The sequence below is a fragment of the Brucella sp. GW823-FHT04E01 genome (genome assembly GCF_058796175.1).
On sequence record NZ_JBXAIK010000003.1, the window covers coordinates 214,253 to 241,225 of the forward strand.

Sequence of the window (26,973 nt, forward strand, 5' to 3'; positions counted from 1 at the left end):
CTCGTGGATTGATTGTATCCTGCCACCGTGAAACAGATTCTGGCCCTTTTCCGCAAACGATTGATCGGCAGCATTATGGTGCTGGTGATTGTCATTGTCGGCTGCTTTTTTATGTTGGAAAGCGCGCCGGGCGATGCCGTCGACGCTTATGCCGTAACATTCGGCGGTGATGCGGCAACGATTGCAGAAATGCGGGCGCGCTGGGGGCTGGATCAGTCGGTCTGGCATCGGCTCGGGGCCTATCTGGCAACCCTTGTGCAGGGTAATCTTGGCTGGTCCGTCAGTTTCAACCGGCCCATTCTCGACGTTATTCTGGAGCGCCTGCCCAACACGCTTCTTTTGATGGGCGCGGCGACTGCCTTGTCTTTTGCCGTGGGGTCGCTCCTTGGCATCGTGGCAGGGGCGAAGCCCGGAAGTTTTCGCGACCGGTTTCTTTCCGTTGCATCGCTGGTTCTTTATGCGATCCCCGGTTTCTGGCTGGCGCTCGTGCTGGTCATCCTGTTTTCGATCAGGCTGCGCTGGTTGCCGTCGAGCGGCATTGAAACGATTGCCTCCGGCAAGCACGGGTTGGCGCGGGCAGGCGACATTGCGGTCCATCTGGTGTTGCCGGTCGTTTCGCTGGCGGTGATCTATCTGGCGCTTTACCTGCGGGTCATGCGCGCCGCCATGGCCGACATATGGCGCATGGATTTCGTGCGCGCCTTGCGGGCGAGGGGCATTTCGCATTCGCGTATTGTCCTGCGCCACGTGGCGCGGAATGCATTGTTGCCGCTCTTTACCGTGCTGGGCTTGCAGGCCGCATCCATGCTCGGCGGCAGCGTGGTGATCGAAAGCGTTTTCGCCGTGCCGGGGCTGGGGCGGCTTGCACAGGAGGCCGTCGCAAGCCGCGATACGCCGCTTCTGCTCGGAGTCATTCTGATCAGCGCCGTCATGGTGATTGTGGTGAATTTCCTTATCGACCTGATCTATCTCTGGCTTGATCCGCGTATCGCTGCCGGAGGCGGTAGGGCATGAGCGGGGCTAAACGTTATTTCAGAACGGGTGAGGGTATAGCAGGTGCAATCCTGCTGGTGCTGCTCGTGCTGGCAGCACTTGCCGCTCCGCTACTCTTTCCCGCAGATCCTTTAAGTATTGTCTCAACGCCGCTGCTGCAACCCTTTGACAATGCAGATTTTATTCTTGGAACTGACCGGTTGGGACGTGATGTTCTGGCTGAGCTTTTCTATGGTGCGCGCACATCGCTTGCAGTCGGGCTGGCCGCAGCCTGCGCCGCAGTCGTCCTCGGCAGCACTGTCGGGACGCTGGCCGGTTTTGCGGGCGGTATCGTCGATGAAGTCCTGATGCGGATTACGGAAGCCTTCCAGACCGTGCCGGGCTTTCTGCTGGCGCTGGCGCTGGTCAGCATTGCCGGGCCGTCGCTGCCGGTGCTGATTGCAGCAATTGCACTTTCAAGCTGGACGCAGGCTGCGCGCCTCACACGCGGGCAGGTGCTCACAATCCGCGAAAGCGACTATGTGGCTTCGGCCCGTGTCATCGGCATGCATCCGATGGAAATCGCTTTCCGCCAGATTCTGCCAAATGCTTTACCGCCAGTTCTGGCACTGGTGCCGGTGATCGTCGCTTCCGCCATATTGATCGAAGCGGCCTTGTCCTTTCTGGGCTTGGGCGATCCGAACCGCGTCACCTGGGGCGGCATGATCGCCGAGGGCCGCACGGTTTTGCGCTCTGCGCCCTGGCTTTCGATCCTGCCGGGACTGGCACTGGCGTTCACTGTCGTCGGTGTCTATCTGGCGGGCGAAGGACTGACGAACGCCTTGTCCCGGCGCGAGGTGCAGTCATGACGGTGATTGTCCGGCTGGAACAGCTTTCCGTGCGCTATGGCCGTGAAACGGCGCTGGAGAACATCGATCTTGATGTCCGACGCGGTGAAACTCTGGCAATCATCGGCGAAAGCGGTTCGGGCAAAAGCACGCTGGCGCTGGCGCTGGCCTCGCTCCTGCCGGGCAATGCACGCATTTCGGGCAATATGGAATGGGCAGACGGTAAGCCGCTACCGGGACGCGACATTGGCTTCGTGTTTCAGGACCCGGCATCGAGCTTCGACCCACTGATGACGTTGGGCGCGCAACTTGTCGAGACCATTCGCGCCCACACAAAAATTGACCGAGCGGCAGCGAAAGCCAAAGCAGTAAGCCTTTTACAGCGGGTTCACATTCCGCAACCCGAAGCAAGTTTTTCGCGCTATCCGCACCAGTTTTCGGGCGGGCAGAAACAGCGTATCGCGATTGCGCTCGCCATTGCCGCCGCGCCGCGCCTGCTGATCGCGGATGAGCCGACAAGCGCGCTCGACACCATTGTGCAGAAGGAGATTGTCTCTCTTCTGCAGGAACTGGTGCGCGCAGACGGAATGACGCTGATCTTCATCACCCATGATATTGCTTTGGCATCGGGACTGGCGGATCGCATCGCGGTTTTCCGGCGGGGTGTGCTGGTGGAACTTGGCCCCGCTCGAACGATCATTTCAGACCCACAAACAGATTACACGAAAGCGCTGATCACCGCCGTGCCGGTGCTGGAGGCGGCCCATGGCTGATCCGCTTCTGAATGCAGATCAGCTTGTGGTTCGCTATGGCGACGCCCTTGCGCTTGACGGCGTCAGCCTGACGATCCAGCCGGGCGAGACACTGGCGCTGGTCGGTCCGTCTGGCAGCGGCAAGTCCACGCTGGCGCGGGCACTGCTGCGACTTCACCCGCTTGCAAGCGGTACAATCCGTTTTGAAGGCGAGGACTGGCTGGCGCTCAAAGGGGCTAGTCTCCGCAAGCAGCGGGCGCGCATGCAGATGGTGTTTCAGGACCCGCTCTCGGCTTTTAATCCACGTGCGAGCGTCTACGATCTCTTACGCGAACCGCTGCGCATTCATGGGCTGAAACGCGATATTGCCAGTCTTCTGCAAGCGGTGGGGCTTGATCCGGCACTGGCCCGGCGCGGCGTCCAAGAGATTTCCGGTGGGCAGCGCCAGCGCGTCGCAATTGCGCGGGCGCTTGCAACTACTCCGTCGCTGATCGTGCTGGACGAGGCTGTTTCGGCGCTCGACGTCACCGTGCGCGGTGCCATTCTCAACCTTTTGCGGGATATACAGAAAGCGGAACAGACGGCCTATCTCTTCATCACGCATGATCTCGCCGTGGCAGCGCAAATGGCGGACCGTATCGCGGTGATGGAGCGCGGGCAGATTGTTGAATGCCGCCCGACGCGGGAGCTGATAACGGCACCGCAAGCGCCTGTTACAAAGGCGCTCATCGAAGCGGTGCCGCGTCTCTCAGTTTAGCTTTTGCCCAGTTCCACCGACCGCTTGCGAGCCGCTTCCACCGCTTCGGCAACAAGCGTCTTGAGGCGGTCGCCGCCCATCAGAACTTCGAGCGCGGCAGCGGTGGTGCCGTTCGGGCTTGTCACTTGTTCGCGCAGCTTTGACGGCGTGTCCGTGCTGGCATCGGCCAGAGCACCTGCACCCATCACCGTCTGCATGGCCAGCAAAGCTGCCGTTTCCTGCGGCAGACCGGCGGTCACACCGGCATCGGTCAGCGCCTCGATGAAGTGGAACACATAGGCAGGCCCGGAACCCGAAACGGCGGTTACAACGTCCATCAGCGCTTCATCGTCCACACTTGCGACCTTGCCGGATGTCTCAAGCAGGCGGCCTACGAAGACTTCGTTCTCGTCGCTCACATTGGCGTTCTTGTAGGTGACGAGCATCCCCTTGCCGATGGCGGCAGGCGTGTTCGGCATGCAGCGAAGCACGGCTGCATCGTGACCAAGCTTGCTTTCAAAAAGGGCGACCGGAATACCGGCTGCAACACTGACGAAAGTGGCAGCGGGTGCGAAGCGCTTATAGGCTGGCAGAACCTGTGCCATGACCTGCGGCTTGACCGCCACGAGAACCATGCGCGGCTTCAGATCGCCGGGCAGGGCTTCAGCATCGGCAAAGGCATGGACGCCAGCACCAGCGGCGCGATCGCGAAGCGCTTCGGTCGGCTCCACGACATAAACGTCTTTTGCCTTGAGGATACCGCTATCGAGCCAGCCTTTCAGCATGGCGAAGCCCATATTGCCGCAACCGACCAGAATTACCGTGTCATGCATATTGATTGTTCCACCTTTGGATTTCATTTGGACATGGCCCGCGATGGTATAGCCCCGCCTTATTACACTCCGCAAGTATATGCGGCGTATCCACGAATTTCTGAGGTTAAATCATTGATCGCCCAAAATATATCGACCAATATGAACCAAAGTTGAGTGAAGCTTCGGAGGGGAAGAATGGATCCGGCTTTGACAACGGGTGTGCCGCCAGCCGAAGCCTTTGGCCATGTCCGCATCATCATAGGCATGATCCTCGGCCTGTGTGTTTCACGCCTTTTGACTGGATTGGCACGCTTTATCCAGCATCCCGGCAAGCAGAAAATTTACCCGGTCCATCTGGCTTGGGTGGGTTTCATCCTGCTTTCGGTCATCCATTTCTGGTGGTTCGAGTTCAGCTTGCGAACCATTCCGCTCTGGACTTTCGAGAAGTATCTGTTCGTAATCTTCTATGCCGGATTGTATTTCCTGCTCTGCACGCTGCTCTTCCCCGACAGTATGGAAGAATATACCGGCTACCGCGATTACTTCATTTCCCGGCGCAAGTGGTTTTTCGGCATTCTGGCGCTGGTCTATGTGGCTGATTTCATCGATACGTTGTTGAAGGGAGCCGATCACTACCGGCTCTATGGCACTGAATATCCGATTCAGGTTGCAGGCTTTATCCTGTTCAGTCTGATTGCGGTGTTCTGGGATAACCGGCGCTATCATGCGATCTTCGCTGCCGCCGCGCTGATTTACCAGATCACCTTCACACTGCGCCACTTCGCGACGTTGAGTTAGAGCATGTCTTTATCCCGCAACGATAGGATAAAGACATGCGTAGAAACAAAGAGATAGAGTATTTTCGATGATTCAATCAAAACAGGAAATGCTCTAACGCTTTTCGGCATTGCGCCGGGTTTCCGCGTCCACGATTTCGCGGAACTGGCGTAGCAGCGGGTGGCGCGCTGTCTGCTTGACGCCGTAGTCGAGATTGAATGCATAATCAAAATCCGGCGGATTGAGCCCGATATTATGCTGCATCATGGTTTCGAGCTTGTCGAAGCCCTTGGCAAAGATAGCTTCAGTCGATTTGCCTTCGCTGTAATCCGCCCACAGCTCCATGATTTCTGCGCGCAGATCCTCCGGCAGCGGGGCACACAGCGTCATGAGGTCCGTTTTTTCGCGCTCGGCTCGCCCGTCATCGGCAGATTGGTGGATTGCGGGCACATCGCCGGAAATCGCCTCGCCCAGATCGTGGACGATGCACATCTTGATGAGTTTCAGCCGGTCGCAATCGCCCAGCTCGCGGTCGAACAGCGTAGCCAGAAGGCATAGCCGCCAGCTATGTTCGGCGGTGCTTTCCGGTCGGCCCTGTGAGGTATGACCGGATCGCAAAGTGCTTTTCAGCCGCTCTGCATTCTGGATAAACTGGATTATGCCACTCAGCCGCTCTGGATCGATCGGGTATTCCGTTTCGGTGCTCACAACGGCCTCCTGATTTATCTGTATGAATCAATACATATAATTGCAATTTTAACGATTTATTTGCCATGATGAATACTAATCTGGATTAATAGCCACGGGTGAAAAACGGGACGGAGCGATGGTGGAAAGGGACGGAGAAAGGAGACGTGCTGCTGCGCGCCCACTTCTGGCCTATGCGCCGGAATTCCTTGTGCCTGTACCATCCGTTCGCGCGACCGAAGGCAATGACGAAGAGCGCGAACATCAAAGGCGCCGCGAGGAGTTGCTCCGCCGCAAACAGGATTTGTTAGACGCTGAAGCGAGCGAGCGAGTTGATCCGAAGGCGGATATGCAGGGCCGGATGAATGCCGTGCGGGAGGCGCTGCAAGCCAATCTCGACGGTGCACCGATCAAGACGCAATCCGCGCCAGCTGCCCCCACATCAACCATCGTCCCGAAGCTTGAAAAGCCGCTACAATTGCCACGCCGCAGGCGTCGCTGGGGGCTTCTGGCGGGTTTCACAATGCTGGGCGGAATTATCGGAACCGCATATGCTGTTCTGGAGCCGCCCCAATATAGCGCGACAGCATCCTTGCAGGTTTTCCCGCCCGAGCGGCGGAGCGAAATTGCCTCGAATGCCGTGCTTGAGCGCGCCGCACAGATGGCGCGCATTGAACGTGCAGCCGATCTCGGCGCTCCTTCATTTCTGGAGGAATTGCACTTTCGCCTGACCCTATTGTTGCCCGAAGACCAGCAATCTCCGGCCCTGGCCGGACACAAAAAGATGTCGGGTGCGCAATTGCTGCGCCAGCGTCTTGATTTTACACAGGCACTCGACAGCGGCACGGTCAATGTCGAGGCTATGGCTGACAGGCCGGAAACGGCAGCACTTTTGGCCAATGCCGTTGCACAGGCGTTTCGCGATCATCTGCAGGGTGGCGCGGAACTGAGCGGGTCTGAGGGTGATCTTCCGACGCGCCTGCAAAGTCTGGAAACAGACGCCGAAGCGGCGCAGCAGGCGGCAACTGCTTTTCGCGTCAGCCGCGATTTTGGCGACGACGACAACAAGGCCGCACTTCAACGTGAATTCGCCGACAGCAAGGCCGAGACAGCGCGCATCGCAGCGGAGGCCAACAGCCTGAACGGCGCGACTGCGGAGAGCCTCGCCGGTAAGGGCGTGCCTGAAACCATGCGATCTGGAGCGTTGGGTGCTCTGGTGGAGCGTTATCGCGCTGCAGGGCAGGGGGCTGACGCGAACCAGATCGAAGCGGAAATCGACAAGGAGATTTCCAGCCAGCGTAGTGTGTTACAGGCCGATCTTAAGAATGCAGTCGAACGCGAGCAAAAGGCAGCAGCTGCTATTGCCGGTTTCGGCTCGACGCCTGCCACGGACGAAGACAAAGCACGCCTGCAGATGCTGGAACGCGATGCGGCGGCAAAGCAGGCGCTGTTTGAAGATTTGCAGATGCGTGCGGCACGGGGCGAACCTGCCTCGGCGGGGTCTGCTGCGACGGTGCGGATCGTTACGCCAGCGATGGCGGAACCGAACCCGCGCACTCTCTCTCCACAAGGGATTATCGCCCTTGGATTGCTGGGCGGGTTTTTGCTTGGCCTTCTTGCGATGATGCTGGCCGGTCGCAAGCCCCGATCGTCGGTCAGAAGCGAAGCCGATCCGGACGAGGTACTGGAACCCTATGGCGAAACCCGGCTTGCTGCCGTTATCCGCGAAGCCAATGCGCGCTGGGAAGCCGAGAATGAAGGCACCAACAGCACCACGGAAAATGCCGCCCTCGGTCGTGCCATCGATGATGTGCGCTCATCCCGTGTCGCAAAGTCCTGACCGGTTCTCGCAGGACTTTCCGTTCTGAAACTTCATAAAATCCTGCATTGTCGCGCATTCGCCAATTGTCATCGGGCATCATGACGCTTATGGGCATGTGTACGAAAAAGATGTCGTGTATCTCCCAGACACTTAAGCCCGATATCACAAAAGAACGGAGCGCTCGCTATGGCTCAATTGATTGATGGCAAGAAGCTCGCCGAGGATGTGGTTTCCACGGTGAAGACCGAAACCGAAAAGCTCGTGGCCGCAACCGGCATCGTGCCCGGCATTGCGGTGGTGATTGTCGGTGAAGACCCGGCAAGTCAGGTCTATGTCGCTTCCAAGAGCAAGAAGGCCAAGGAATGCGGTTTCCACTCGGTGCAGCACGATCTGCCGGAAACGGCGTCGGAGCAGGAGCTTCTCGACCTGATTGAGAGCTTGAACAAGGATCCCGCCATTCACGGCATTCTGGTGCAGTTGCCGCTGCCGAAGCACATCGACTCGGGCCGGGTGATCCAGACCATTTCACCCGACAAGGATGTCGATGGCTTTCACTTTATCAATGTCGGCAAGCTTGGCACCGGCGAAGTTGAAACGGCTTTCGTTCCCTGCACGCCCGCGGGCGCGATGATCATGATTGAGCGCATCCATGGCCGTGATCTTTCGGGCCTTAATGCCGTGGTAATCGGTCGCTCCAACATTGTTGGCAAGCCGATGTTCAATCTTCTGCTCGCTGCCAATGCAACCGTTACGGTTGCGCACAGCCGCACGAAAGACCTGCCCGCGATTGCCCGCACTGCGGATATTCTGGTGGCGGCGGTCGGACGCCCGCAAATGGTCAAGGGCGATTGGGTCAAGCCGGGCGCAACGGTGATCGACGTCGGTATCAATCGCATTCCGGCACCGGAACGGGGCGAGGGTAAGACGCGACTGGTCGGCGATGTCGATTTCGCGGAAGCCGAAAAAGTTGCCGGAGCGATCACGCCAGTTCCAGGTGGCGTCGGTCCGATGACCATCGCCATGCTGATGGCCAACACGCTGACTGCGGCCTGCCGCACTGCTGGCGTGAAAAAGCCAGTTTTTTGACACAATTGAGCCGCGCTTTTTGCGCAGTTTTATTCCGGTTTTGATGGTTTGAGAGGCAAAACAGCTGAAATCGCTGTTTTGCCTTAATTTCATTCGGACTGTTTTCAGAACACCGAAGCGCCTTCGTCGGCCCGTCCCGCGATTTGGCGGAAAGCGCGGAACAATTCGCGCCCCATGCCATGCTCGTTGCCTGAAAGATCAGGACGGTCTTCGCCACGATCATTCAGCAAGGCCACATTGACCAGAGCTTCCAGAGTGCCGTTCACGGCATCCAGACGAATGACATCGCCGTCGCGGATTTTTCCGATGGCGCCGCCATCGAGAGCCTCCGGTGTGACGTGGATAGCGGAGGGCACCTTGCCTGATGCACCGGACAGGCGACCGTCGGTAACAAGAGCAACACGCTGGCCGCGATCCTGCAGAATGCCCAGAACCGTCATCAGCTTGTGCAGCTCGGGCATACCATTGGCTTTCGGCCCCTGATAGCGAACCACCGCGATGAAATCACCGGTCAGCTCGCCAGCCTTGAACGCGGCCTGCATTTCTGCCTGATCGTTGAAGACCTTGGCGGGCGCTTCGATGACCTGGCGCTCCGGCTTCACGGCGGAAACCTTGATGATCGCATTGCCGATATTGCCGGTCAGAACCTTGAGGCCGCCGGTCGGCTGGAATGGCGCATGGATCTTGGCCAGAACCTTGTCGTCGCCGCTTTTCTCCGGCACCGGCTCACGCACGACTGTACCGTCAGCACCCAACTTCGGTTCGATCGCGTAAGGACGCAGACCTTCGCCGAACACGGTGCGCACATCCTCATGCAGGATGCCGCCATCGAGCAGTTCGCGGATCAGGAAGCCCATGCCGCCAGCGGCATGGAAATGGTTCACGTCGGCAAGGCCGTTCGGATAGACGCGGGCCAGAAGCGGAACCACATCCGAAATCTCGGAAATATCGTGCCATGTCAGCTTGATACCGGCCGCAGCTGCCATGGCGATCAGGTGGATGGTATGGTTGGTCGAGCCGCCGGTCGCATTCAGACCGATGACGCCATTGACGAAGGAACGCTCGTCCAGCATCTCGCCGACCGGCGTATATTCATTGCCGCAGGCAGTGATCGCCAGCGCGCGTTTGGCGGCCTCGCGGGTCAAGGCGTCGCGGAGCGGCGTGCCCGGATTAATGAAGGATGCGCCCGGCAGATGCAGGCCCATGATTTCCATCAGCATCTGGTTGGAATTGGCCGTGCCGTAGAAAGTGCAGGTGCCGGGACCGTGATAGGACTTCGATTCCGATTCCAGAAGCTCGGCACGCCCGACCTTGCCTTCGGCATAGAGCTGGCGGGTCTTGGCCTTTTCATCGTTCGGCAGGCCGCTGGTCATCGGACCGGCAGGCACGAACACGGCGGGCAGGTGGCCGAAGGTCAGCGCACCAATGATGAGACCGGGCACGATCTTGTCGCAGACACCGAGATAGACGGCCGCATCGAACATATCGTGCGACAGGCCGACGGCGGTTGCCATCGCAATCACTTCGCGGGAGAACAGCGACAGTTCCATGCCCGCAAAACCCTGCGTAACCCCATCGCACATGGCAGGCACGCCGCCAGCAACCTGCGCCACGCCACCCGCTTCACGTGCAGCCTGCTTGATAAGCTGCGGGAAGGTTTCGAATGGCTGATGCGCCGATAGCATGTCGTTATAGGCGGTGATGATGCCGAGGTTCGGAATCTCGTCGCCGATCAGCGCCGCCTTGTCGTGCGGGCCGCAGGCGGCGAAACCATGCGCGAGATTGGCACAGCCCAGCACTGCGCGTTTTGGCTTGTTGGATGAAGCCTCTCGCACACGGCCAAGATAGGCTTCGCGTGTCGGCTTGGACCGTTCGCGAATGCGCGCGGTGATTTCCTGAATGCGTTTATGTGCCGTCTCGGTGGGCATGGGTATCACCTGTGCCAATCTGGCTTGAATCGAATTTAACTTGTCCAGTAGAGCTGGATCGGTGTGCGCGCATGATGGAAGACAGCCCGCACGGGCATTTCATTCTCGTCATCGCCGGAAAGCGCCTTTTCCAGCGTTGCCTGCTTGGCAGCGCCTTCGATATGCAGAACCAGCAGGTCGGCTTCGGCAATGATGGGAAGGGTCAGGGTCAGACGTTTTTCGCCAGCACCCTCGGCATGGATCGGCAGCACAAGCGCCCTTGTTTCCGGGTTGATCGCCTGATCAAGCCGGTCGGCACCGGGAAAGAAGGAGGCGGTATGACCATCATTGCCCATGCCAAGCACCACCACGTCGAAAGGACGACGCAACGCATCGATGCGGCTGGCGGCAGCAAGCGCCGCCGTTTCGGCCGTCGCCGCCGGATTGTAAAGGCCGACGAATTTGGCCACGCCCGCATGATCGCGCAAAAGATGCTCGCGCACCAGCTTTTCGTTGGAACGGTCGCTATCGACGGGGACGAAACGCTCATCCACAAGGGTGATCGTGACGAGGTTCCAGTCGATCATCTTGCGGGAGAGCACTTCGAACAGCTTGAGCGGCGTGGTGCCGCCAGAGACGGCCAAGGTGGCCTGTCCCCGTTCAGCGATGGCGGCATTCAGCTTGTTCGCAATGGCTTCCGACAATGCCTGCGCCAGTTCCGTTCCGCTGGTAAAATCGTGCCGTTCAATGCTCATTCCATACCTTTCCAAAGCAGAAACCAGAGCGGTTTCAATCGGATAAAATCGTGAAGCCGCTCTATCTCTTTGTTTTGACGCGCATCTTTTCCGAAAACCGTTTCACACTTTTCGGGATGCGCTCTAGAGGCTCTCGTGCCATGTGCGTCCGTCACGCTCAATGAGCGCGATGGACGATGACGGTCCCCAAGTTCCTGCTGTGTAGCCCTGCACAGGCTGGCTGTTCAATTCCCACCCCTGAAGGATAGGGTCGACCCAGCGCCATGCCGCCTCAACTTCGTCGCGCCGCATGAAAAGGGTCTGGTTACCGCGAACGACATCCATGATGAGACGTTCATAGGCATCCGGATTGCGCTCGCTGAAAGATTCGGCAAAGCTCATATCCAGCGGCACGTGACGCAGGCGCATACCGCCCGGACCCGGATCCTTGATCATCATCCACTGCTTCACGCCTTCATCCGGTTGCAGGCGGATGACAAGCTGGTTGGCGATGACCTTGCCAGCACTTTCGCCGAAGATGGAGTGCGGGATCGGCTTGAACGTGACGACGATTTCCGAAACGCGCGTGGCAAGACGCTTGCCGGTGCGCAGATAGAACGGCACGCCAGCCCAGCGCCAGTTGGCGATTTCAGCTTTCAGCGCCACAAAGGTTTCAGTGTTGCTGGTGTTGTTTTCGAGGTCTTCCAGATAGCCCTTGACCGGACCGCCTGCGGATGCGCCTGCACGATATTGGCCGCGAACGGTCAAGTCTTCGACATTTACATTGGTAATTGGCTGAAGGGACCGCAGAACCTTGACCTTCTCGTCATGGACGGCATCGGCCTCCAGCGAGGATGGCGGCTCCATGGCGACAAGGCAGAGCAGCTGAAGAATGTGGTTCTGCACCATGTCGCGCAGCGCACCTGCCGTGTCGTAATAACCGGCGCGGCCCTCAAGGCCGACAGATTCGGCAACCGTGATCTGCACATGGTCGATATGGGCAGAGTTCCACAATGGCTCATAAAGCGCATTGGCAAAGCGCAGCGCCATCAGGTTCTGCACGGTTTCCTTGCCGAGATAGTGGTCAATGCGGAAAATCTGATCTTCGCGGAAAACGCTGCCCAGCGTATCATTGAGCGCCATGGCGGATTCGAGGTCGCGACCGATCGGCTTTTCCACGATGATGCGTGTATCGCGGGTAATCAGGCCATGCGCCTTGAGGCGCGTGGCGATATCGCCGAAGAGCGTGGGGCTGACGGCGAGATAGAAAGCGCGAATCTTTTCCGGCTTCTTGCCGATCAGCGTCTTGAGCGCATCCCAGCCCTCTTCGGACTTGGCATCGACCGCCACATAGCTGAGACGGGCGAGAAACTTGTCGACTTCCTTCTCGTCGACTTCCGAAGCCTTCACATGCTCGTGGATGGCATCGCGTGCGAACTGCCGATATTCCTCATCGGTCATGGCACTGCGCGATGCGCCGATGATGCGCGTTGGGTCGGTGAGCTGGCCTGCACGCTGACGCTGATACAGTGCCGGAATGAGCTTGCGTTCGGCAAGATCGCCGGAACCGCCGAACACGATGCAGTCGAAAGGCTCTACCGGAATTGTCTGGCTGGTCATCTATCGCTCTCTTCTCTTCTTGCGCAAATCAGTCTGCCTGTGGGCAGCATGCGATTTTCACGCTGCCCTTGTCTATTATCTAATCGATTTAAATTCAACAGTCGCAATGCCGCATTCTCGCGAAATTGAAGGCGCCCTGCCATAATTGACGGATTAACGGCTTGTGCACACATGACATGTTCATCTTAAGGCCATATTGGAACAAACAATCTCGATTCAAGTGATTTGGCCAAGTTGGACGGTATCTTGGTTCTGCCAAAGGAGAATGACATGAAGAGGCTGCAGGATAAGGTCGCAATCATCACCGGTGCCGGCTCGGGCTTCGGTTCAGGCATGGCGCGCCGATTTGCAGCCGAAGGTGCAAAAGTCGTTCTCGCCGATGTGAACGTGAAGCGTGTCGAGGATGAGCTTGCCGATATCGGCAAGAATGCTCTTTCCGTGCAGGCCGATGTCTCGCGCAAGGACGACATGGAGCGCGTGGCGCGCACAGCCTTCGAAACGTTCGGCCGCATCGACATCATGATCAACAATGCCGGTTTTACGCATCGCAACATGCCGCTGACCGAAGTGACGGAGGACAGTTTCGACCTGATCGCGTCCGTGAATATGAAGGCGCTTTATTATTCGACGCAGATCGTTGTACCGATCATGGAGCATCAGGGCGGAGGCGTCATCATCAACACGGCTTCGGCTACCGCACTGCGCCCGCGCAAGGGCCTCGTCTGGTACAGCGCTTCCAAGGGCTGGATCATCAGCGCGACCAAGGCGATGGCGCTGGAACTTGCGGACAAGAATATCCGCGTGAACTGCATCTGCCCGGCCGAAAGCGACGGTGAGGCACTGAAACTGTTTCTGGAGGAGGACACGCCGGAGGCTCGTGCAGCACTTAAGGCCACCATTCCCCTCAATCGGTTTTCGACGCCGGAGGATGTGGCCGAAGCTGCACTCTGGCTGGCCTCGGACGCCGCTTCCATGGTGACGGGGACGGCACTGAATATCGACGGTGGTTACTCAATCTAGCCATCGGCTTCGGCAAGGAAGTCATCAAAAATGGCTTCCAGCCGACTGTGCCGTTCAGCGGCCATGAGCTTTCCGGTTTCCGTCTTGAAACCGGAGGCGAGGCCGAACAGTTTGGTGCGGAAATGGTCGAGCGCGAAAAGCTTGTCGTCCAGCGGGCGGTTTTCGGCGTGTGGATCGCGCCAGTCGTAAAGCGCACTGCCCATGCGGCCCGCAATGTAGAAACACCGGGCAGCTCCAATCACGCCAATGGCATCAAGCCGGTCCGCATCCTGCAGGATTTTCGCTTCCATCGTGACAGGCTCGATATTGGCTGAAAAGCTGTGCGCCTCGATGGCATGGGCGGCGAGGTCGATGTGTGTTTCATTCCAGCTGAGACTGCGCAGCAGCGTTGTCGCCTTTTCTGCCGCCAGACGCGAGGCGCGATTTCTGTCGGGCGAATTCTTCTCCACGCTTACGCAGTCATGCAGCAAGGCTGCGGCGCAAAGCACTTCGGCATCGCCGCCTTCCTGACGCTGGATCGCAGCGGCATTTTTCCAGACACGGGCAAGGTGGGACAGGTCATGTGACCCGTCCTCGCCATGTTCGAGCGCATGAGGCAGCAGCCTTTCGGCAAGCGTTGCGAAAGGCGCGAAGATATGTGCTGTCATTCTGGTTCTGCCGTGGGTTTTGCGGATTCGGGAGATGGCCGAAATTATCGGTTCTTGCGCAGGACGGTCCAGTTATAAAATGCGCCGAGAGCCATAATCAGGCATGTGCCGAGAAAAACGGAACGCATGCCGAAGTGACCGCCGACGAAACCGCCAGCGACGGGGCCAGCAACCTGCCCGACATATTGGGCCGAGACGGAATAGCCCAGAATGCCGCCCGCTACGCGGTCGGGCACATTGTGCCGGATGACGCTGGTGATGCAGGGCAGCAATCCGCCCAGCGCCAGCCCCATCAGAAAACGCAGGCCGATCAGCTGCCAGGCTTCCGTCACGAAAGCCTGCGGGATCAGAAGCAGCGCGGAAACTGACAGTGCACCGATGATGACGCGGGTGTGGCCAATGCGGTCGGCAAGGCGCCCCAGTCGCGAGGACGACATGATGCTGCCGAGGGCTGCAGCAGCCATTACCACGCCGGAAATCAGTGTCACTTTCGTCTGATCGTCCATCAGCTGGATCACATAGACGGTGATGATCGGCTCAATCGACATATTGGCAAAAAGCAGCAGCATACCCGTCACCAGCATGGCGATAACCGGTTTCCTGTCAGGAATGGCAGCCCAGATGGATTCCGCCTTCTGCTCTTTGGTCGGCTTCGGTGGCTTGCGCTCTTCGCGTATCAGAAAGGTGGTGGCCAGAAAGGTGAGAAAGATCACGCCGCCAGCCAGCCAGAAGGTTGCGCGAATGCCGATCAGCGGCGGCAAAGCGCCGCCGAGCAGCGGGCCGGCCAGATTGCCCGCCATGATGCCAGCCGAAAGCGCGCCCAGCGCCCAGCCGGTCTTTTCTTTTGGCGTCTGGGTAGCGACGAGGATCATCGAGCCGGACGAATAGCCGCCCGCAATGCCCACGAACAGGCGCAGCGCCACCAGCTGCCAGACGCTCGTCACCATGCCGATCAGCGACATGGCGATGGCCATGCCGAGGCTGGCGCGGATCAGCATCAGCTTACGTCCATGGCGATCGCCGAGCCTGCCCCACAGCGGCGCGACGAAGGCTGCTGCCAGAAAGGTGGCGCCGTAAGCGATACCTGACCACTGCACGATTGCCGCGTGATCGGTGATGCCCAATTGTTCCACATAGAGCGGCAGGAAGGGGAGGAGGAGCGACATGGCAATGAGCGTCGTGAACGAACCGATGAGGCAGATCAGCAGATTCTGCTTCCAGTAGCGCTCGTGATTATCTTCGACGGCCATATTTTCCTGGCGGGCTGCAGCGACGGTTTCGTCGCTTGCAGCGGCTTGGGCGGTGCTCATGTCATGTCTCGCGATTGCAATGTATTCCATTTTGGGATACCAAAACGGTATGCATGAATGCGCCTGTTGTTGAGGCTTGTCAATTGCAGCGCTGCCTTAGAGAGCGTTTTGTTCTGATTGTATCAGATCAAAACGCTCTCTAAGCCCTTTTATTTGAAGCATAATCTTATCGATTCTCGTTTCACTCCGGTCGGATTATGCTCTAAAATGGAGAATGGTCGCCAATGTCACAGATGAGGCAGGTTGAAACGCAGCTTCGCGACATGATCCTCGGTCTGGAACTGGGGCCGGGCGAACGTTTGACCGAGCGCTGGATCGAGGCACAGTTTGAAGCCTCACGCACGCCGATCCGGGCAGCACTTCTGCGGCTGGAGGCGGAAGGCCTGATCTGTCGTGAAGGGCGCGGCTGGACGGTCTCGCCAATCAATCTCAGCGAAATTGAACAAATCGGTGTCTATCGTGAAGCGCTGGAAATTGCCGCGTTAAAGCTCACCTGCGCGCTTGAAGATCGCAGCGGTGTGGAGCTGATTCTGGCGATGCTGGATAGCTGTGATGCGGACACATCGCGCGAGGAATGGCACCGGATCGGCATGGATTTTCATATCGAACTGGCGCGCCTGTCCGGCAATGAGTTCCTCAGCCGTGGCGTGCGCGATGCTATGCAGCGCCTCTCACGGGCGCGCTGGCTGGAAGTGCGCGACGAGGCGGCGCTCGCTCGCGCATGGGCCGAACACCGCGCCATTCTCGATGCGGTGCGCGAAGGAAATGCCGACAAGGCGACGGCGTTGATGAGCGCGCATCTGGACGGAAGCCGCAGCCGCCTCGTCAATAGTCTGCACGAGGACCGGCGCGGGCTCAAGGCGCGGGGCTTTGCCGTCATCAGTGCGTGACGCAATCATTACCATTCGGGCAGCTTATGGCCGTCTCGCGAATAATATTGCGTGCGCCCATCACCGATGCCGATATCCCGCAAGAGATATTCCGGCGAATGTTCGGTAACGACGATATGAGTACGTTTGCGCGAAAACAGGCGGGAGAACAGCGCGCTCCAGCCGCTTTCCGGTCTGTGGTTGATCGTGGGCGCTGTGGCGGTTGTGCAGGCAGAATCGACGTTTTTCATGATCTCACCTATCGAATGAAGCGGCTGTGGGAGGCAGCTGCTTGTTAAATTCTGCCTATAGGTATGCGCCTGAAAACCTTTGTTTTCCAATCGAACCTCGATTAGTATGCATAAGGAGGACTTATGCATCATGACGACAGCGCTTCCCCCTTTATCGGCCATTCGCGTTTTTGAATCCGCCGCCCGCCATGCAAGTTTTACCCGCGCTGCGGAGGAGCTGGGCATGACGCAGGCTGCGGTCAGCTATCAGATCAAGATATTGGAGGAGCGTGTCGGCGCACCGCTTTTCTTACGTATGCCGCGACAGGTGGAACTGACCGAACTTGGCAGGCAGCTTGCTCCCGCGATTACGGAAGCGTTCGAGACGATGCGCAATGCCTTTGCCAGCCTGCGGGAAGATGCGGAAGGTACGCTGTCGATCAGCGTTCTTGCCACTTTTGCCGCCAACTGGCTGGCGCATCGGCTTGGTTCGTTCCAGATGCGGCATCCGTCACTCGCGGTCCGGCTCGATACGTCCGACAGCATGATCGATTTTGCGACGACCAATGTGGACATCGCGATCAGAAGTGGCTTCGGCAAATGGCCGGGGCTGGAGGCGCATCAGCTCATCAAGGCGAGTTTCACGCCCATGCTGAGCCCGGCCTTGGCGGCCACTATAGGCGGGGTGAAAGAACCTGCGGACCTCCTGCGGCTCAAGATCATCGATGTGAGCGATCCGTGGTGGAATATCTGGTTCAAGGCGGCGGGGATCGAAAACCCGCAAATGCAAGGCAATACGCAGAGCCGGCTTGGAGCGCAGCATATTGAAGGTCGGGCGACAGTCGCAGGGCAGGGGGTGGGCATTCTCACGCCTGCTTTCCACCAGATCGAAATCGCTACCGGCCAGCTTATCCAGCCGTTCGATATTCTTGGCGATGATGGACGATCTTATTGGCTCGTCTATCCCAAATCCCGTCGCAATACGCCAAAGGTGCGCGCATTCAGGGAATGGATATTGAGCGAGCTCGACTGCGGATAGATGGCTGCCAAGACAGGCTCAATCTTTCGACACGGCGAGGGAAATCGCGTGCTGGGCGTCATAGGCACGCTTGAAGGCAGGGCGGGCTTCGCCGCGCGCGACATAGGCTGCAAGGTTCGGGTAGTCGTTCAATATGCCTGAACTCTTCAGCCTTCGCAGCACGGTCACCATCAGAAGATCACCGGCGCTGAACGCGCCCTCCAGCCAGTCCTTGTTGACAAGACAGGCGGAAAGGGCATCAAGTCTTTTGCGGATACGCGCTTCCACGATGGGGATGCGCTGCTCGTACCAGCTTTCCTTGCGTTCTACGAAACCGGCAACTTCCCTTTCGAGGATCACTGGCTCGATGGTGTTATGCGCGGCGAACATCCATGTGATGGCGCGTGCCCGGCCATTGGCGTCATCCGGCAGAAGGCCTGGGTTCTGTTCTGCAATATGAAGCACAATTGACCCGGATTCGAACAGCGCCAGATCGCCCTCTTCATAGGTTGGTATCTGCCCGAAAGGTTGCAGATCGAGATGGGGGTGGGCTTTCAGCGCCTCAAACGAGACGAGGCGGACATCATAGTCCTGCCCGGTCTCTTCAAGCGCCCATCGAACGGGCATGTCACGCGCCATCCCTCGGCCGCGATCGGGCGAATTTTCAAATGCGGTGATGACGGGACGTTTCGGACTGTTGCTGTTGGTGGACGCGTTTTTCATGATGGTTCCTCCTCACTACAGCACAGCTGCTCGCAAGGTGTGTTGCAAACCGTGCGCCGGTTCAGTGGCAGCCTGCTGTCGCTTGCTCTGAGCGGTTCCCGATATGATCGGGAAATCTCCTCTGCTAAATAATACCGACCGGTTGGTATGTTGTCAATGTGGAGAGGCAGGAAGATGGGGCAAGGGGGCGGAGCGAGGGTAGAAGGAGGAACCGGGAGATGGGCGTTGGAAAGGTGGGAGCAGGTGAAAGGAAACGGGGAAAGGATGAGCGGATTGGTGCTGTTTGGATTTAAACAGATCACGGAAAAGCAGCCTATCTTGTGGCGTTCTCATACATCAATTTCACCATAACGTGGCGATTAGTTCCGTCGATTGGTTTCGTGGGAGGCAGTTTGTTCCATCGCATAAGAACCAAAATGTCGGGCATTCAAATTTTTTTCCACCGGATGTCACATTCGGCGTTGCTGTCTCGTCATGTCTATCGAACCCCTTGAACCGAAAGGAACAATACCATGACCCCTCTGCTCAACCCGTTCGATGTTGCCCCTGCCACGATGAAATCCTGGTTGAACGCTTCGATGACCATCGCATCCAGTCTGGAAGCGAGCCTGATCGAGCTTGTCAAAATCCGCTCCTCGCAGATCAATGCCTGCGCCAATTGCATCAATATGCATACGCTTGAAGCACGTTCTCTTGGCGAGACCGAACAACGCATCTATTTGTTGTCCGCATGGCGCGAAGCACCGTGCTACTCTGAGCGCGAACGTGCGGCTCTGGGATGGGTCGATGCGCTGACCCGTTTGTCACAAGGTCACGATCTGGAAGACGCCCGCACTGCCATGCAGGCACAGTTCACTGAGGAGGAGCAAGTGAACCTTACGCTGATGATCAACATCATCAATGGATGGAACCGCATGGCGGTTGGCTTCGGCCTCTGGTTCGAGCCGGAAGCCAAGAAGCCGGCAGTAAAGGCAGCCGTCTGATGGCTGACACATCCTTGCAAGGCGATGCAGCTGACAGCTTCGATCCGCTGCGCCCGAAACTGATCCGCGTTGCCTATCGCATGTTGGGTTCGGTCGCCGATGCCGAGGATATGGTGCAGGAGGCGTTCATCCGATGGATGAACGCCGACCGCAGCGAAGTGCGCGAACCGGAGGCCTTTCTGCGTCGCACCGTTACCCGCCTGTGCCTCGATTTTCTGAAATCCGGTCGCAACCAGCGCGAAACCTATTTCGGGCCGTGGATTCCCGATCCGGTTGTCGAAGAGGAAGCGGATGACGATGTCACCCTTCCGCTCATGCTGGCGCTGGAGCGTCTTTCGCCATTGGAACGCGCCGCCTTCCTGCTGCATGATGTCTTCGGACTGGATTTCGACGAGATAGCCAGGACAATCCAGCGCGATGCCGCTGCCTGCCGCCAGCTTGCTGCACGGGCGCGCAAGCATGTGCGCGAGGAGCGTCCGCGTTTTCAGGTCGATAAGCAGCGCGGGCTCGAACTCGCGCAGGCCTTCTTCAATGCATCGCGCAGCGGCGACATGAATGCGCTTGGTGCGATGCTGGCAGCAGATGTCAACCTTCAGGCCGATGGTGGCGGCAAGCGCCCGGCTTTCCCGAAGCCTGTTTTCGGCTTCGAAGAGGTGATGAAAACCCACGAGAAACTGGCGGGCTATTTCCGTGGCAACCAGTCCACGCTTTTGCGTGCGGTCTTCATCAATGGTTTGCCCGGCATCATCACGCGTGAAGCCGATGGCGAAATCCAGACGACAGCTCTCGATATTGAGGACGGCAAGATTGTCGGCATCTATGTGGTCCGCAACCCGGACAAGCTAAAGCATCTGCACTGAGCAATACCTGGTCCCGCTTTCGGGAGGCATGTTTATTTGCTTTCAAGCATGTCTTTGTCCCGAAACCGGTCTCCACTTTTTGGAGACATGCTTTACCCGATCAGGTAGCGGCAGGCGCCTGCCGCGCCGATGCCGATCAGCACGGTTGGCAGCATGGAAAAGCGCGTCGCAGCGAAGATCGTGATTGCGAGTGCGATCAGGTCGGCAGGCTTGTCGGACACGAAATCGGGCGCGATGACCGAAATCAGAACACAGCCGGGAGCTGCTTCCATCACCGCCGTCGCGCGCTTGCTGAGCGTGCGGTTGCGCAGCAGCACATAGCCGCCGATCCGCGTGAGATAGGTGACACTTGCCATCAGAACGATGGTCAGAACGGCCAATGGATCGATCATTCTTCACCTGCCAGCAGATAGGCTGCAACAAGACCGGACAAGGCACCCGCGGCGACATACCAGGCGCCGGGAATGGTGAGATAGGTCAGCGCGGCCACCACAAGGCTGACCAGCCACGGGCGCGCGGCCGCAAAACCTTTCCACATGCCCGCCAGCAGAACCAGAAACACTGCCGGAAATGCCATGTCGAAACCATAAGGGCGCAGGTCTCCCATCATCGGCCCGAAGGCGGCACCCAGCGTGGTGAATAGAACCCATGCGAGATAGAAAGGAATGGCCACGCCGGCATAGAAGGTGAGGCTCAGCGCCGGATTGACGCCTTTCGACTGGCGACGTTTGGCATCGGCAAGGCCGAGCGCCCAGCTTTCATCGCACATCAGAAACAGGCTCGCAAAAGCCTTGCGCTTGGGCAGATGGCGGATGAAGGGGGCCAGAGCCGCGCCCATCAGCAGATGGCGGCTGTTGACCAGAAAGGTGATCGCAACAATCAGCAGGACATGCGGCGGCGAGGTCCAGAGCTGGATGGCTGCGAATTCCGATCCGCCTGCAAAGTTCAGTCCGGTCATCAGGGGGACTTCGATGACGCTGAGGCCTTTTTGTGCGGCCTGCGCGCCCAGAACCAGCGCATAGGGAATAATGCCAAGCAGAACCGGCAGACCGGCTGCGGCCCCGCGACGGAATTCCGAGCCGCGCCCGGATCTGCTTTTTTGAGGCACATAGGCCTGTGAAATATCCATAAATTTCCCGTTGACCAACCGGTAACTGGTTGCCCCTTGCTCAGTCTCTTGCGTGTTTGCTTGAGAAGTTTCGCGACTATAACCAATCTCTTGAGCAATTTGGTTGCGAATTATGCCCTTATGCATCAATATTTGGCAGAGAATGCCAATAAGGTCAGCATAAATGGAATCGAACGCCAATGAAGCTGGATGATATCGATAAACGGATTCTGCGCGTGTTGCAGCGCGATGGCCGCATCGCCAATAACGATCTCGCACGCGAGGTCGGCCTTTCGCCGTCACCATGCCTGCGGCGGGTGAAGCTTCTGGAAGAGGCGGGCGTGATCGACCGTTATGTCGCCGTGCTGAACCCGGCCAAGGTTGGCAAAGGGCTGACTTTCTTCACGCGCATCCGGCTCGACCAGCAGGATGAGGAAACGCTTCAGACTTTCGCCAAGGAAATCCTGAAGCTGCCGCAGGTGCTCGAATGCTATTTCATGCTCGGCGATTATGATGCGATGATCCGCGTGGTGGCGGCGGATATCGAGGATTACCGCCGCTTCCAGTCGGAATATCTGAGCCGTATCAAGGGCGTTCAGAATCTGAAGACCGACGTACCGAGCCAGACAGTCAAGCAGACCTCCGAAATGCCGCTCTAACCTGTCTTGCGGGCGGCGATGCCGGGCAGCAGCGCCAGACTAAGCAGCGCAACCGCGGATAGAATTGCACCGGCGAGGAAGGTGGACGAGGAGCCATAGCTTTCCCACAGCCAACCGGCGCCGATGTTGCCGACAAGCATGACAAGACCCGTTATCACGTTGAACATGCCAAAGGCCGTACCCTTGAGGTGGCCTGGTGCCGTGTCGGCGATGAGCGTTGCGAGAATGCCCTGCGAAAAACCCATATGCAGGCCCCAAAGAACGATGCCGGCAAGGAACGGATAGATCGTGGTCGATTGGGCAATCACAAGATCGGCGACGATCAGGAAGCCGAGACTGGCGGCAAGCAGGCCCTTGCGCCCCAACCTGTCCGAGAGCGCGCCAACCGGATAGGCTGTCAGCCCATAGACGGCATGCATGACAACCATGGTGATCGGTACCCATGCGGCTGCAAACCCGGCTTCCTGCGCCTTAAGGAGCAGGAATGCTTCGCTGAAACGAGCCACGGTAAGGATCGATGCAACTGTAATCACGATCCATACGGTCGCGTTCAGCTTGCCCGCATCGGCAAATCGTGGAAATCCCTTGGAGCGAGCAAGGGGGCGTTTAGAGGGCGTTTCCGGTTCACGAATGCCGACAATTAAAAGCGCGACCGCAATGAAAGCCGGAATGGCAGCAATCCAGAAAATGGTGATGATGTTGCCGCCGGTTGCGAGCATCAGCCCTATGGCAATGAGCGGACCGACGAAGCCGCCGACCGTGTCGAGCGACTTGCGTAGCCCGAAGGCTGCGCCGCGTATTTCCGGCGGTGTCACATCGGCAATCAAGGCATCGCGCGGCGTGCCGCGTATGCCCTTGCCAACACGGTCTATCGCCTTGGCCATTACGATGCCGCCCGCTGTCGTTGCCAGCGGGAAGATAAGCTTGGAAATGGCTGCCAGCCCATAGCCTGCGACGGCAAGCGGCTTCCTTCGGCCTGTCCAGTCGGAGATGACGCCCGAGAAAAGCTTGGTCACCGTTGCTATGGCGACTGACAGCCCTTCGATGAATCCGACCATCATGGCCGAAGCGCCGAGACCGGCCACCAGATAGAGTGGCAGCAGCGTCTGTACCATTTCCGACGAGATATCCATCAGCAGGCTGACGAAACCAAGAATCCATACCGTTGACGGTATGGATGCGGTTTTCTGAGTGGAAGCCATGTTGAAAACCCGAATCTGCCGAAGGAATTATCAAGCTGTTAGCACAGTACGAAAAAAGATGAGTAATAAACTCCTATTATTTCGGATAGGCGTCGGCCATATTCAGCAGTTTAGCTGTATTCTCGTTGAGTATTGGTTGCATGTCGTCAAGCGAGCTGTGTCGACGGGATTGATGATCCAGTTCTTCGTTGATGCGGTCGGCAAGTGCGAAGAAATGTTTGCGTACCTTCGGAGCATAAGGATTGGCGCGCTCGATGGTCTGAAACACTTCCGGTGCATCGTGGCGGACCATGCCGACCGCCTGCATCATAAGGTCGAAGCTCTTTGTCGTCATGCGGGTTGGTAACGGCTCCATCTGCACCAGAACCTTGGCGATCAGATGCGTCAGACCCTGAACCATTGCGGCTTCGCGGTCGTGGTCTTCTGGCGTGGTGACGATGACGTCGAGGGCAAGATGCTTTTTCAGGAAGGCTGCAACGCGGCGAAATTTTGTACCGCGCACGGGACAGACGGCGATTTTCAGACCGGCAATGCCGTCACGCGCGCTCTGCGGACCGAAGAGCGGATGTGTGGCGACAATATCGACATGCATGGGCAGGCCGCGCTGCATGATATCGGCAGGCCCGACCTTGACTGAACCGACGTCGAGAACAAGCGCGCCGGGACGCAGATGCGGCGCGATCATCGCTACCACGCGGTCGAGCGTCGCGACCGGCGTTGCGAGGATGACGATATTGCACCGGGCGACCTGTTCCATGGAGGTCAGGGTAACGCCATGCATTAGCACCGTCTGTTCAAGGTCTGCGACGGGGTCGTAGGCATACAACTGGAAATACGGGTTCAGGTGACGGGCTATAAGCTGCCCGAATGCACCAAAGCCGATAATGCCAATTTTTATATGCTGATTATTGTCGCAAGACATGGACTGACCTCTTTAGGGCCGCATGGCCAGAGGCGCTGTCCTTGAAACTCAACCGCTGGCAATGCAGCGGTTGAACTATGACAAAGCAAACCCGCCGCTATATGAGCGGGGCGTAATAAGACCGGGTGCTGATGAGTGCTTTGTTCATGCCGCCTTGCTATTCCTGCTTTTGGTAGATGTCAACACACCGTCTATTTCATATAGGCGCGAACCACGTCGACGAGTTCGCCTGCACCTTCGTCGCGTTCCTTTTGCGGAAGGGCGCCATCGGCAACATGCATCAGGATGTGGACTTCGATCACTTCCGCCATCAGTCCGTTGACCGCGCCACGGACGCCCGCAATCACCTGCATGACTTCGGCGCAGCCCTTCTCTTCCTCAAGCATCCGTTCCACGCCTTCAAGCTGGCCACGAATGCGACGCACGCGATTGATGAGCTTCTGCTTTTCACGGATAGTGTGGGTCATGGGAACTTCGGTCCTTCATGGCAATGTTGCGATTTTCAGGCAGCGCGCGTTTCCACCTCCACCGTCACATGCGACAAATCATGGATCGCCGCAAGCTTGTTCCGATAGTAGGACGGTGCCTTCGGCTGCTCCGCGACGATCGACACAATGGCACCGTGATGGCCCGGCCCGAGTTGCCAGACATGCAGGTCGGCGATCTCTCCGCCTTCGCGGCTGATGATCTCCGCGATCTCGTCCGGCAGGTCTTCGTCTTCGGGCAGATAATCCAAAAGGGTCGAGCCGGTGTCTTTGATCAGCCCCCATGACCAGTGTGCGATCACCGCAGCGCCGACAATGCCCATTGCCGGGTCGAGCCAGAGCCAGCCATAAAGACTGCCCAGCAGGAGCGCTGCGATGGCAAGCACCGATGTCAGCGCATCGGCGAGCACATGCATATAGGCTGCGCGCAAGTTCTGGTCATGGCCACCCGCGTGATCGTGATCGTGATCGTGATCGTGGTCATGGCCATGATGGTGTGAATGATCGTCCCTGAGAAGCCAGGCGCAGACGAGGTTGACGATCAGTCCGATGATTGCGACGAGAATGGCCTCGTGAAAATTGATGTTTACCGGGGAACTGAAGCGCCAGAAGCTTTCCCATCCGATCAGGAGGGCGATCAGTGCGAGAACGATGGCGCTGGCAAAGCCAGCGAGATCGCCAAGCTTGCCTGTGCCGAACGTGAACCGCGAATTATGTGCGTGCTTGCGCGCATAGAGATAGGCAAGGGCCGCGATCAGCATTGCCGCTGCATGGGTGGACATGTGCCAGCCATCGGCAGTGAGCGCCATGGAGCCATAAAGGTTTCCGGCTGTGATCTCGATTATCATCATCGCTGTCGTGATGGCGATCACGATCCAGGTTCGCTTTTCATTACGCCGGTGGTTTTCTCCCAGAAAGACATGGTCGTGTCTGGAACTCAGCTGATGCCGGGAATGGTGGGAGTGATGATGCGCGCTCATGAAAACAGCCTCTCTATTAGAATAGGGGGGTATACTATTTTCTGGAGCGCTACAAATCACACTTTCAGGAGCCGACTTAACTTCGATCAGCAGGAGCAACCGCCGGCAACGCCTTTCAACGGCAGAAAAACTCACCTTTCGATGTAGGGCTTACGCCTATTCGAGGAGGCTTTAGACCTGATTGCCGGAATCTTTTCGAGGTCGGGATCAGTTAAGATCAGACTTGTTAACTTGGGGCAAAGCACTGAAGCGCCGCTGATCCGGGCAACACGGAACGACGCTTCAGATTTTGAAGCTGTGCATCGTGCTTTGCTAGAAATCCACGCTGATTTTCAGGCCGGTGCCGTAACGAGAAGAGCGGAGGGATTCATGTCTTCAGAAAAGAACGGGCATTCGCCGCGAAGTCGTGCGCGACGACATTTTCTGGGTCTCACAGCAGCCACTGCCGCCAAGGTTGTGGCACTGGGTGCTCTGGCTTCAACAATGTCATCACGCCCGTCGCAAGCCCTGGGCACGAAATGGTGGCATGGTGGTCATGGTGGCGGAGGAGGCTCCGGTTCGCACTGCCTTTTGAAAGGCACACTTATCGAAACGCCCAACGGCCCGGTGGCGGTGGAGACATTATCCGTTGGTGATCTTGTGACCACGGCTTGCGGTGAAACGCGTCCGGTCAAGTGGGTCGGATGGCAGAGCTGCAGAAAAGGCGGCACGCAATGGAATGAGAGCGTGATGCCGATCCGTGTCAAACGTTATGCCATCGACAGCAAAACCCCGCAGCGCGACCTTTACCTTTCGCCCAACCATGCGCTGCTTATCGACGGCGTTCTGATCCGCGCGAAGGATCTGGTCAACGGCCAGAGCATAGCGCGCGTGTCGATGGATACGACAATCGACTATTACAACATCGTTCTCGACAGTCATGATGCAGTGCTGGCGGAAGGGGCAGCCGTCGAAACCTACCTGATGCGCGGCGACAGCTACAAGGGTTTCACCAACTTTGCCGAGTATCAGGAACTATATCCGGACGAAGCCAATATCATCATGCGGCCCTATGCGCCGCTTATGGGCTACGAAGGTGCCCGCCAGCACATGCATGCATTGTTGTGCATGAGCGGCATTCTTCCGCTGCGCGACGTGGTTGAGGAAACCTATCAGCGTCTGGCAGCAAAGACGAGTGAAAGCGTAGCGTAGAATAATGAAT

29 protein-coding genes are annotated in these 26,973 nt (G+C 58.0%); 14 read left to right on the forward strand and 15 right to left on the reverse strand.

The features are described 5' to 3' along the window. Positions 1-12: 12 nt before the first annotated feature. From AC1RHM_RS11335 to AC1RHM_RS11350, 4 genes are read left to right on the forward strand one after another with little or no spacing between them, the layout of a single operon-like run. Positions 13-1,014, forward strand: a complete 1,002-nt coding sequence (locus tag AC1RHM_RS11335) for an ABC transporter permease (RefSeq protein ID WP_010659154.1) — start codon at positions 13-15, stop codon at positions 1,012-1,014. Further along, entirely contained in the window at positions 1,011-1,841 is an 831-nt protein-coding gene (locus AC1RHM_RS11340) for an ABC transporter permease (RefSeq protein ID WP_010659153.1), read from the forward strand. Before AC1RHM_RS11335 ends, AC1RHM_RS11340 begins: the two co-directional genes overlap by 4 nt. Then, a complete protein-coding gene (locus AC1RHM_RS11345) occupies positions 1,838-2,593 on the forward strand; it encodes an ABC transporter ATP-binding protein (protein ID WP_010659152.1) in 756 nt (251 codons plus the stop codon). Before AC1RHM_RS11340 ends, AC1RHM_RS11345 begins: the two co-directional genes overlap by 4 nt. Continuing rightward, on the forward strand, positions 2,586-3,329 hold the full coding sequence (locus AC1RHM_RS11350; RefSeq protein ID WP_010659151.1) for an ABC transporter ATP-binding protein: 744 nt from the start codon (positions 2,586-2,588) through the stop codon (positions 3,327-3,329). Before AC1RHM_RS11345 ends, AC1RHM_RS11350 begins: the two co-directional genes overlap by 8 nt. On the opposite strand, the gene proC is transcribed toward AC1RHM_RS11350, so the two are convergent. Then, positions 3,326-4,141: a pyrroline-5-carboxylate reductase gene (gene proC, locus AC1RHM_RS11355; RefSeq protein ID WP_010659150.1), complete on the reverse strand. Its 816-nt coding sequence runs from the start codon at positions 4,139-4,141 to the stop codon at positions 3,326-3,328. The two genes, AC1RHM_RS11350 and proC, sit on opposite strands and share 4 nt — an antisense overlap. 177 nt (positions 4,142-4,318) lie before the next feature. Between proC and AC1RHM_RS11360 the strand changes: the two genes are divergently transcribed. Continuing rightward, a complete protein-coding gene (locus AC1RHM_RS11360; protein WP_010659149.1) occupies positions 4,319-4,921 on the forward strand; it encodes a hypothetical protein in 603 nt (200 codons plus the stop codon). A 93-nt stretch (positions 4,922-5,014) separates the two neighbouring features. On the opposite strand, the gene AC1RHM_RS11365 is transcribed toward AC1RHM_RS11360, so the two are convergent. Next, on the reverse strand, positions 5,015-5,608 hold the full coding sequence (locus tag AC1RHM_RS11365; RefSeq protein WP_010659148.1) for an HD domain-containing protein: 594 nt from the start codon (positions 5,606-5,608) through the stop codon (positions 5,015-5,017). A 118-nt stretch (positions 5,609-5,726) separates the two neighbouring features. Between AC1RHM_RS11365 and AC1RHM_RS11370 the strand changes: the two genes are divergently transcribed. Next, a complete protein-coding gene (locus AC1RHM_RS11370; RefSeq protein WP_010659147.1) occupies positions 5,727-7,427 on the forward strand; it encodes a GumC domain-containing protein in 1,701 nt (566 codons plus the stop codon). Positions 7,428-7,595: 168 nt separating this feature from the next. After that, positions 7,596-8,495: a bifunctional methylenetetrahydrofolate dehydrogenase/methenyltetrahydrofolate cyclohydrolase FolD gene (gene folD / locus AC1RHM_RS11375; RefSeq protein WP_036579170.1), complete on the forward strand. Its 900-nt coding sequence runs from the start codon at positions 7,596-7,598 to the stop codon at positions 8,493-8,495. 104 nt (positions 8,496-8,599) lie between these two features. Here the strand turns inward: folD and edd are convergent, their stop codons facing one another. The 3 genes from edd to zwf all read right to left on the reverse strand — a co-directional run bounded on the left by edd (position 8,600) and on the right by zwf (position 12,756). Then, on the reverse strand, positions 8,600-10,423 hold the full coding sequence (gene edd / locus AC1RHM_RS11380) for a phosphogluconate dehydratase (protein WP_010659145.1): 1,824 nt from the start codon (positions 10,421-10,423) through the stop codon (positions 8,600-8,602). A 35-nt stretch (positions 10,424-10,458) separates the two neighbouring features. Beyond that, positions 10,459-11,157, reverse strand: a complete 699-nt coding sequence (pgl, locus tag AC1RHM_RS11385) for a 6-phosphogluconolactonase (RefSeq protein WP_010659144.1) — start codon at positions 11,155-11,157, stop codon at positions 10,459-10,461. Between the two features lie 123 nt (positions 11,158-11,280). Beyond that, complete coding sequence (zwf, locus tag AC1RHM_RS11390) at positions 11,281-12,756, reverse strand: glucose-6-phosphate dehydrogenase (protein WP_010659143.1); 1,476 nt, start codon at positions 12,754-12,756, stop codon at positions 11,281-11,283. Between the two features lie 270 nt (positions 12,757-13,026). Between zwf and AC1RHM_RS11395 the strand changes: the two genes are divergently transcribed. Beyond that, positions 13,027-13,776, forward strand: a complete 750-nt coding sequence (locus tag AC1RHM_RS11395) for an SDR family oxidoreductase (protein WP_010659142.1) — start codon at positions 13,027-13,029, stop codon at positions 13,774-13,776. On the opposite strand, the gene AC1RHM_RS11400 is transcribed toward AC1RHM_RS11395, so the two are convergent. Together AC1RHM_RS11400 and AC1RHM_RS11405 are read right to left on the reverse strand one after the other, a co-directional pair. After that, positions 13,773-14,423, reverse strand: a complete 651-nt coding sequence (locus AC1RHM_RS11400) for an HD domain-containing protein (protein ID WP_010659141.1) — start codon at positions 14,421-14,423, stop codon at positions 13,773-13,775. The genes AC1RHM_RS11395 and AC1RHM_RS11400 overlap by 4 nt on opposite strands. Before the next feature lie 44 nt (positions 14,424-14,467). Beyond that, on the reverse strand, positions 14,468-15,733 hold the full coding sequence (locus AC1RHM_RS11405) for a multidrug efflux MFS transporter (RefSeq protein WP_010659140.1): 1,266 nt from the start codon (positions 15,731-15,733) through the stop codon (positions 14,468-14,470). 224 nt (positions 15,734-15,957) lie between these two features. Here AC1RHM_RS11405 and AC1RHM_RS11410 point away from each other — a divergent pair, with 224 nt between their 5' ends. Further along, the gene (locus tag AC1RHM_RS11410; protein WP_010659139.1) at positions 15,958-16,623 is read left to right on the forward strand and encodes a GntR family transcriptional regulator; all 666 of its coding nucleotides are present in this window, start codon (positions 15,958-15,960) and stop codon (positions 16,621-16,623) included. 8 nt (positions 16,624-16,631) lie between these two features. Here the strand turns inward: AC1RHM_RS11410 and AC1RHM_RS11415 are convergent, their stop codons facing one another. Continuing rightward, complete coding sequence (locus AC1RHM_RS11415; protein ID WP_010659138.1) at positions 16,632-16,853, reverse strand: hypothetical protein; 222 nt, start codon at positions 16,851-16,853, stop codon at positions 16,632-16,634. A 130-nt stretch (positions 16,854-16,983) separates the two neighbouring features. Here AC1RHM_RS11415 and gcvA point away from each other — a divergent pair, with 130 nt between their 5' ends. Beyond that, positions 16,984-17,871: a transcriptional regulator GcvA gene (gene gcvA / locus AC1RHM_RS11420; protein WP_010659137.1), complete on the forward strand. Its 888-nt coding sequence runs from the start codon at positions 16,984-16,986 to the stop codon at positions 17,869-17,871. 18 nt (positions 17,872-17,889) lie between these two features. On the opposite strand, the gene AC1RHM_RS11425 is transcribed toward gcvA, so the two are convergent. Next, a complete protein-coding gene (locus tag AC1RHM_RS11425; protein WP_010659136.1) occupies positions 17,890-18,573 on the reverse strand; it encodes a glutathione S-transferase family protein in 684 nt (227 codons plus the stop codon). Positions 18,574-19,085: 512 nt separating this feature from the next. On the opposite strand from AC1RHM_RS11425, the gene AC1RHM_RS11430 reads away from it, so the two are divergent. Together AC1RHM_RS11430 and AC1RHM_RS11435 are read left to right on the forward strand one after the other, a co-directional pair. Next, positions 19,086-19,556, forward strand: coding sequence for a carboxymuconolactone decarboxylase family protein (locus tag AC1RHM_RS11430; protein WP_010659135.1), 471 nt, complete (start codon positions 19,086-19,088; stop codon positions 19,554-19,556). After that, positions 19,556-20,416: a sigma-70 family RNA polymerase sigma factor gene (locus tag AC1RHM_RS11435; RefSeq protein ID WP_010659134.1), complete on the forward strand. Its 861-nt coding sequence runs from the start codon at positions 19,556-19,558 to the stop codon at positions 20,414-20,416. Before AC1RHM_RS11430 ends, AC1RHM_RS11435 begins: the two co-directional genes overlap by 1 nt. A gap of 92 nt (positions 20,417-20,508) precedes the next feature. Here AC1RHM_RS11435 and AC1RHM_RS11440 read toward each other — a convergent pair whose 3' ends face one another. Both AC1RHM_RS11440 and AC1RHM_RS11445 read right to left on the reverse strand, forming a co-directional pair. Continuing rightward, on the reverse strand, positions 20,509-20,808 hold the full coding sequence (locus AC1RHM_RS11440; protein ID WP_010659133.1) for an AzlD family protein: 300 nt from the start codon (positions 20,806-20,808) through the stop codon (positions 20,509-20,511). Next, complete coding sequence (locus tag AC1RHM_RS11445; RefSeq protein ID WP_010659132.1) at positions 20,805-21,545, reverse strand: AzlC family ABC transporter permease; 741 nt, start codon at positions 21,543-21,545, stop codon at positions 20,805-20,807. Before AC1RHM_RS11445 ends, AC1RHM_RS11440 begins: the two co-directional genes overlap by 4 nt. A gap of 179 nt (positions 21,546-21,724) precedes the next feature. Between AC1RHM_RS11445 and AC1RHM_RS11450 the strand changes: the two genes are divergently transcribed. Then, on the forward strand, positions 21,725-22,183 hold the full coding sequence (locus AC1RHM_RS11450) for an Lrp/AsnC family transcriptional regulator (protein ID WP_010659131.1): 459 nt from the start codon (positions 21,725-21,727) through the stop codon (positions 22,181-22,183). Here the strand turns inward: AC1RHM_RS11450 and AC1RHM_RS11455 are convergent. The 4 genes from AC1RHM_RS11455 to dmeF form a co-directional block, all read right to left on the reverse strand. Then, complete coding sequence (locus AC1RHM_RS11455) at positions 22,180-23,385, reverse strand: MFS transporter (RefSeq protein WP_010659130.1); 1,206 nt, start codon at positions 23,383-23,385, stop codon at positions 22,180-22,182. The genes AC1RHM_RS11450 and AC1RHM_RS11455 overlap by 4 nt on opposite strands. Before the next feature lie 76 nt (positions 23,386-23,461). After that, positions 23,462-24,307, reverse strand: coding sequence for a prephenate dehydrogenase/arogenate dehydrogenase family protein (locus tag AC1RHM_RS11460; protein ID WP_010659129.1), 846 nt, complete (start codon positions 24,305-24,307; stop codon positions 23,462-23,464). A 191-nt stretch (positions 24,308-24,498) separates the two neighbouring features. Continuing rightward, a complete protein-coding gene (locus tag AC1RHM_RS11465) occupies positions 24,499-24,774 on the reverse strand; it encodes a metal/formaldehyde-sensitive transcriptional repressor (protein ID WP_010659128.1) in 276 nt (91 codons plus the stop codon). A 35-nt stretch (positions 24,775-24,809) separates the two neighbouring features. Further along, positions 24,810-25,772, reverse strand: coding sequence for a CDF family Co(II)/Ni(II) efflux transporter DmeF (gene dmeF / locus AC1RHM_RS11470; protein ID WP_036563492.1), 963 nt, complete (start codon positions 25,770-25,772; stop codon positions 24,810-24,812). 369 nt (positions 25,773-26,141) lie between these two features. Between dmeF and AC1RHM_RS11475 the strand changes: the two genes are divergently transcribed. Further along, positions 26,142-26,963 carry a Hint domain-containing protein gene (locus AC1RHM_RS11475; RefSeq protein WP_010659126.1) on the forward strand — a complete coding sequence of 274 codons (822 nt, stop codon included), beginning with the start codon at positions 26,142-26,144 and terminating at the stop codon, positions 26,961-26,963. Positions 26,964-26,973 lie beyond the last annotated feature (10 nt).

Bases quoted from the DNA above. Each gene is read 5' to 3' on its own strand.
- AC1RHM_RS11405 (WP_010659140.1), bottom strand. From the start codon at position 15,733: ATGAGCACCGCCCAAGCCGCTGCAAGCGACGAAACCGTCGCTGCAGCC.
- pgl (WP_010659144.1), bottom strand. From the start codon at position 11,157: ATGAGCATTGAACGGCACGATTTTACCAGCGGAACGGAACTGGCGCAG.
- AC1RHM_RS11445 (WP_010659132.1), bottom strand. From the start codon at position 21,545: ATGGATATTTCACAGGCCTATGTGCCTCAAAAAAGCAGATCCGGGCGC.
- AC1RHM_RS11415 (WP_010659138.1), bottom strand. From the start codon at position 16,853: ATGAAAAACGTCGATTCTGCCTGCACAACCGCCACAGCGCCCACGATC.
- AC1RHM_RS11345 (WP_010659152.1), top strand. From the start codon at position 1,838: ATGACGGTGATTGTCCGGCTGGAACAGCTTTCCGTGCGCTATGGCCGT.
- AC1RHM_RS11440 (WP_010659133.1), bottom strand. From the start codon at position 20,808: ATGATCGATCCATTGGCCGTTCTGACCATCGTTCTGATGGCAAGTGTC.
- dmeF (WP_036563492.1), bottom strand. From the start codon at position 25,772: ATGAGCGCGCATCATCACTCCCACCATTCCCGGCATCAGCTGAGTTCC.
- AC1RHM_RS11465 (WP_010659128.1), bottom strand. From the start codon at position 24,774: ATGACCCACACTATCCGTGAAAAGCAGAAGCTCATCAATCGCGTGCGT.
- AC1RHM_RS11340 (WP_010659153.1), top strand. From the start codon at position 1,011: ATGAGCGGGGCTAAACGTTATTTCAGAACGGGTGAGGGTATAGCAGGT.
- gcvA (WP_010659137.1), top strand. From the start codon at position 16,984: ATGACGACAGCGCTTCCCCCTTTATCGGCCATTCGCGTTTTTGAATCC.
- AC1RHM_RS11475 (WP_010659126.1), top strand. From the start codon at position 26,142: ATGTCTTCAGAAAAGAACGGGCATTCGCCGCGAAGTCGTGCGCGACGA.
- edd (WP_010659145.1), bottom strand. From the start codon at position 10,423: ATGCCCACCGAGACGGCACATAAACGCATTCAGGAAATCACCGCGCGC.
- AC1RHM_RS11460 (WP_010659129.1), bottom strand. From the start codon at position 24,307: ATGTCTTGCGACAATAATCAGCATATAAAAATTGGCATTATCGGCTTT.
- AC1RHM_RS11410 (WP_010659139.1), top strand. From the start codon at position 15,958: ATGTCACAGATGAGGCAGGTTGAAACGCAGCTTCGCGACATGATCCTC.
- AC1RHM_RS11400 (WP_010659141.1), bottom strand. From the start codon at position 14,423: ATGACAGCACATATCTTCGCGCCTTTCGCAACGCTTGCCGAAAGGCTG.
- AC1RHM_RS11360 (WP_010659149.1), top strand. From the start codon at position 4,319: ATGGATCCGGCTTTGACAACGGGTGTGCCGCCAGCCGAAGCCTTTGGC.
- zwf (WP_010659143.1), bottom strand. From the start codon at position 12,756: ATGACCAGCCAGACAATTCCGGTAGAGCCTTTCGACTGCATCGTGTTC.
- AC1RHM_RS11370 (WP_010659147.1), top strand. From the start codon at position 5,727: ATGGTGGAAAGGGACGGAGAAAGGAGACGTGCTGCTGCGCGCCCACTT.
- AC1RHM_RS11455 (WP_010659130.1), bottom strand. From the start codon at position 23,385: ATGGCTTCCACTCAGAAAACCGCATCCATACCGTCAACGGTATGGATT.
- AC1RHM_RS11430 (WP_010659135.1), top strand. From the start codon at position 19,086: ATGACCCCTCTGCTCAACCCGTTCGATGTTGCCCCTGCCACGATGAAA.
- AC1RHM_RS11395 (WP_010659142.1), top strand. From the start codon at position 13,027: ATGAAGAGGCTGCAGGATAAGGTCGCAATCATCACCGGTGCCGGCTCG.
- AC1RHM_RS11450 (WP_010659131.1), top strand. From the start codon at position 21,725: ATGAAGCTGGATGATATCGATAAACGGATTCTGCGCGTGTTGCAGCGC.
- AC1RHM_RS11350 (WP_010659151.1), top strand. From the start codon at position 2,586: ATGGCTGATCCGCTTCTGAATGCAGATCAGCTTGTGGTTCGCTATGGC.
- AC1RHM_RS11425 (WP_010659136.1), bottom strand. From the start codon at position 18,573: ATGAAAAACGCGTCCACCAACAGCAACAGTCCGAAACGTCCCGTCATC.
- proC (WP_010659150.1), bottom strand. From the start codon at position 4,141: ATGCATGACACGGTAATTCTGGTCGGTTGCGGCAATATGGGCTTCGCC.
- AC1RHM_RS11435 (WP_010659134.1), top strand. From the start codon at position 19,556: ATGGCTGACACATCCTTGCAAGGCGATGCAGCTGACAGCTTCGATCCG.
- folD (WP_036579170.1), top strand. From the start codon at position 7,596: ATGGCTCAATTGATTGATGGCAAGAAGCTCGCCGAGGATGTGGTTTCC.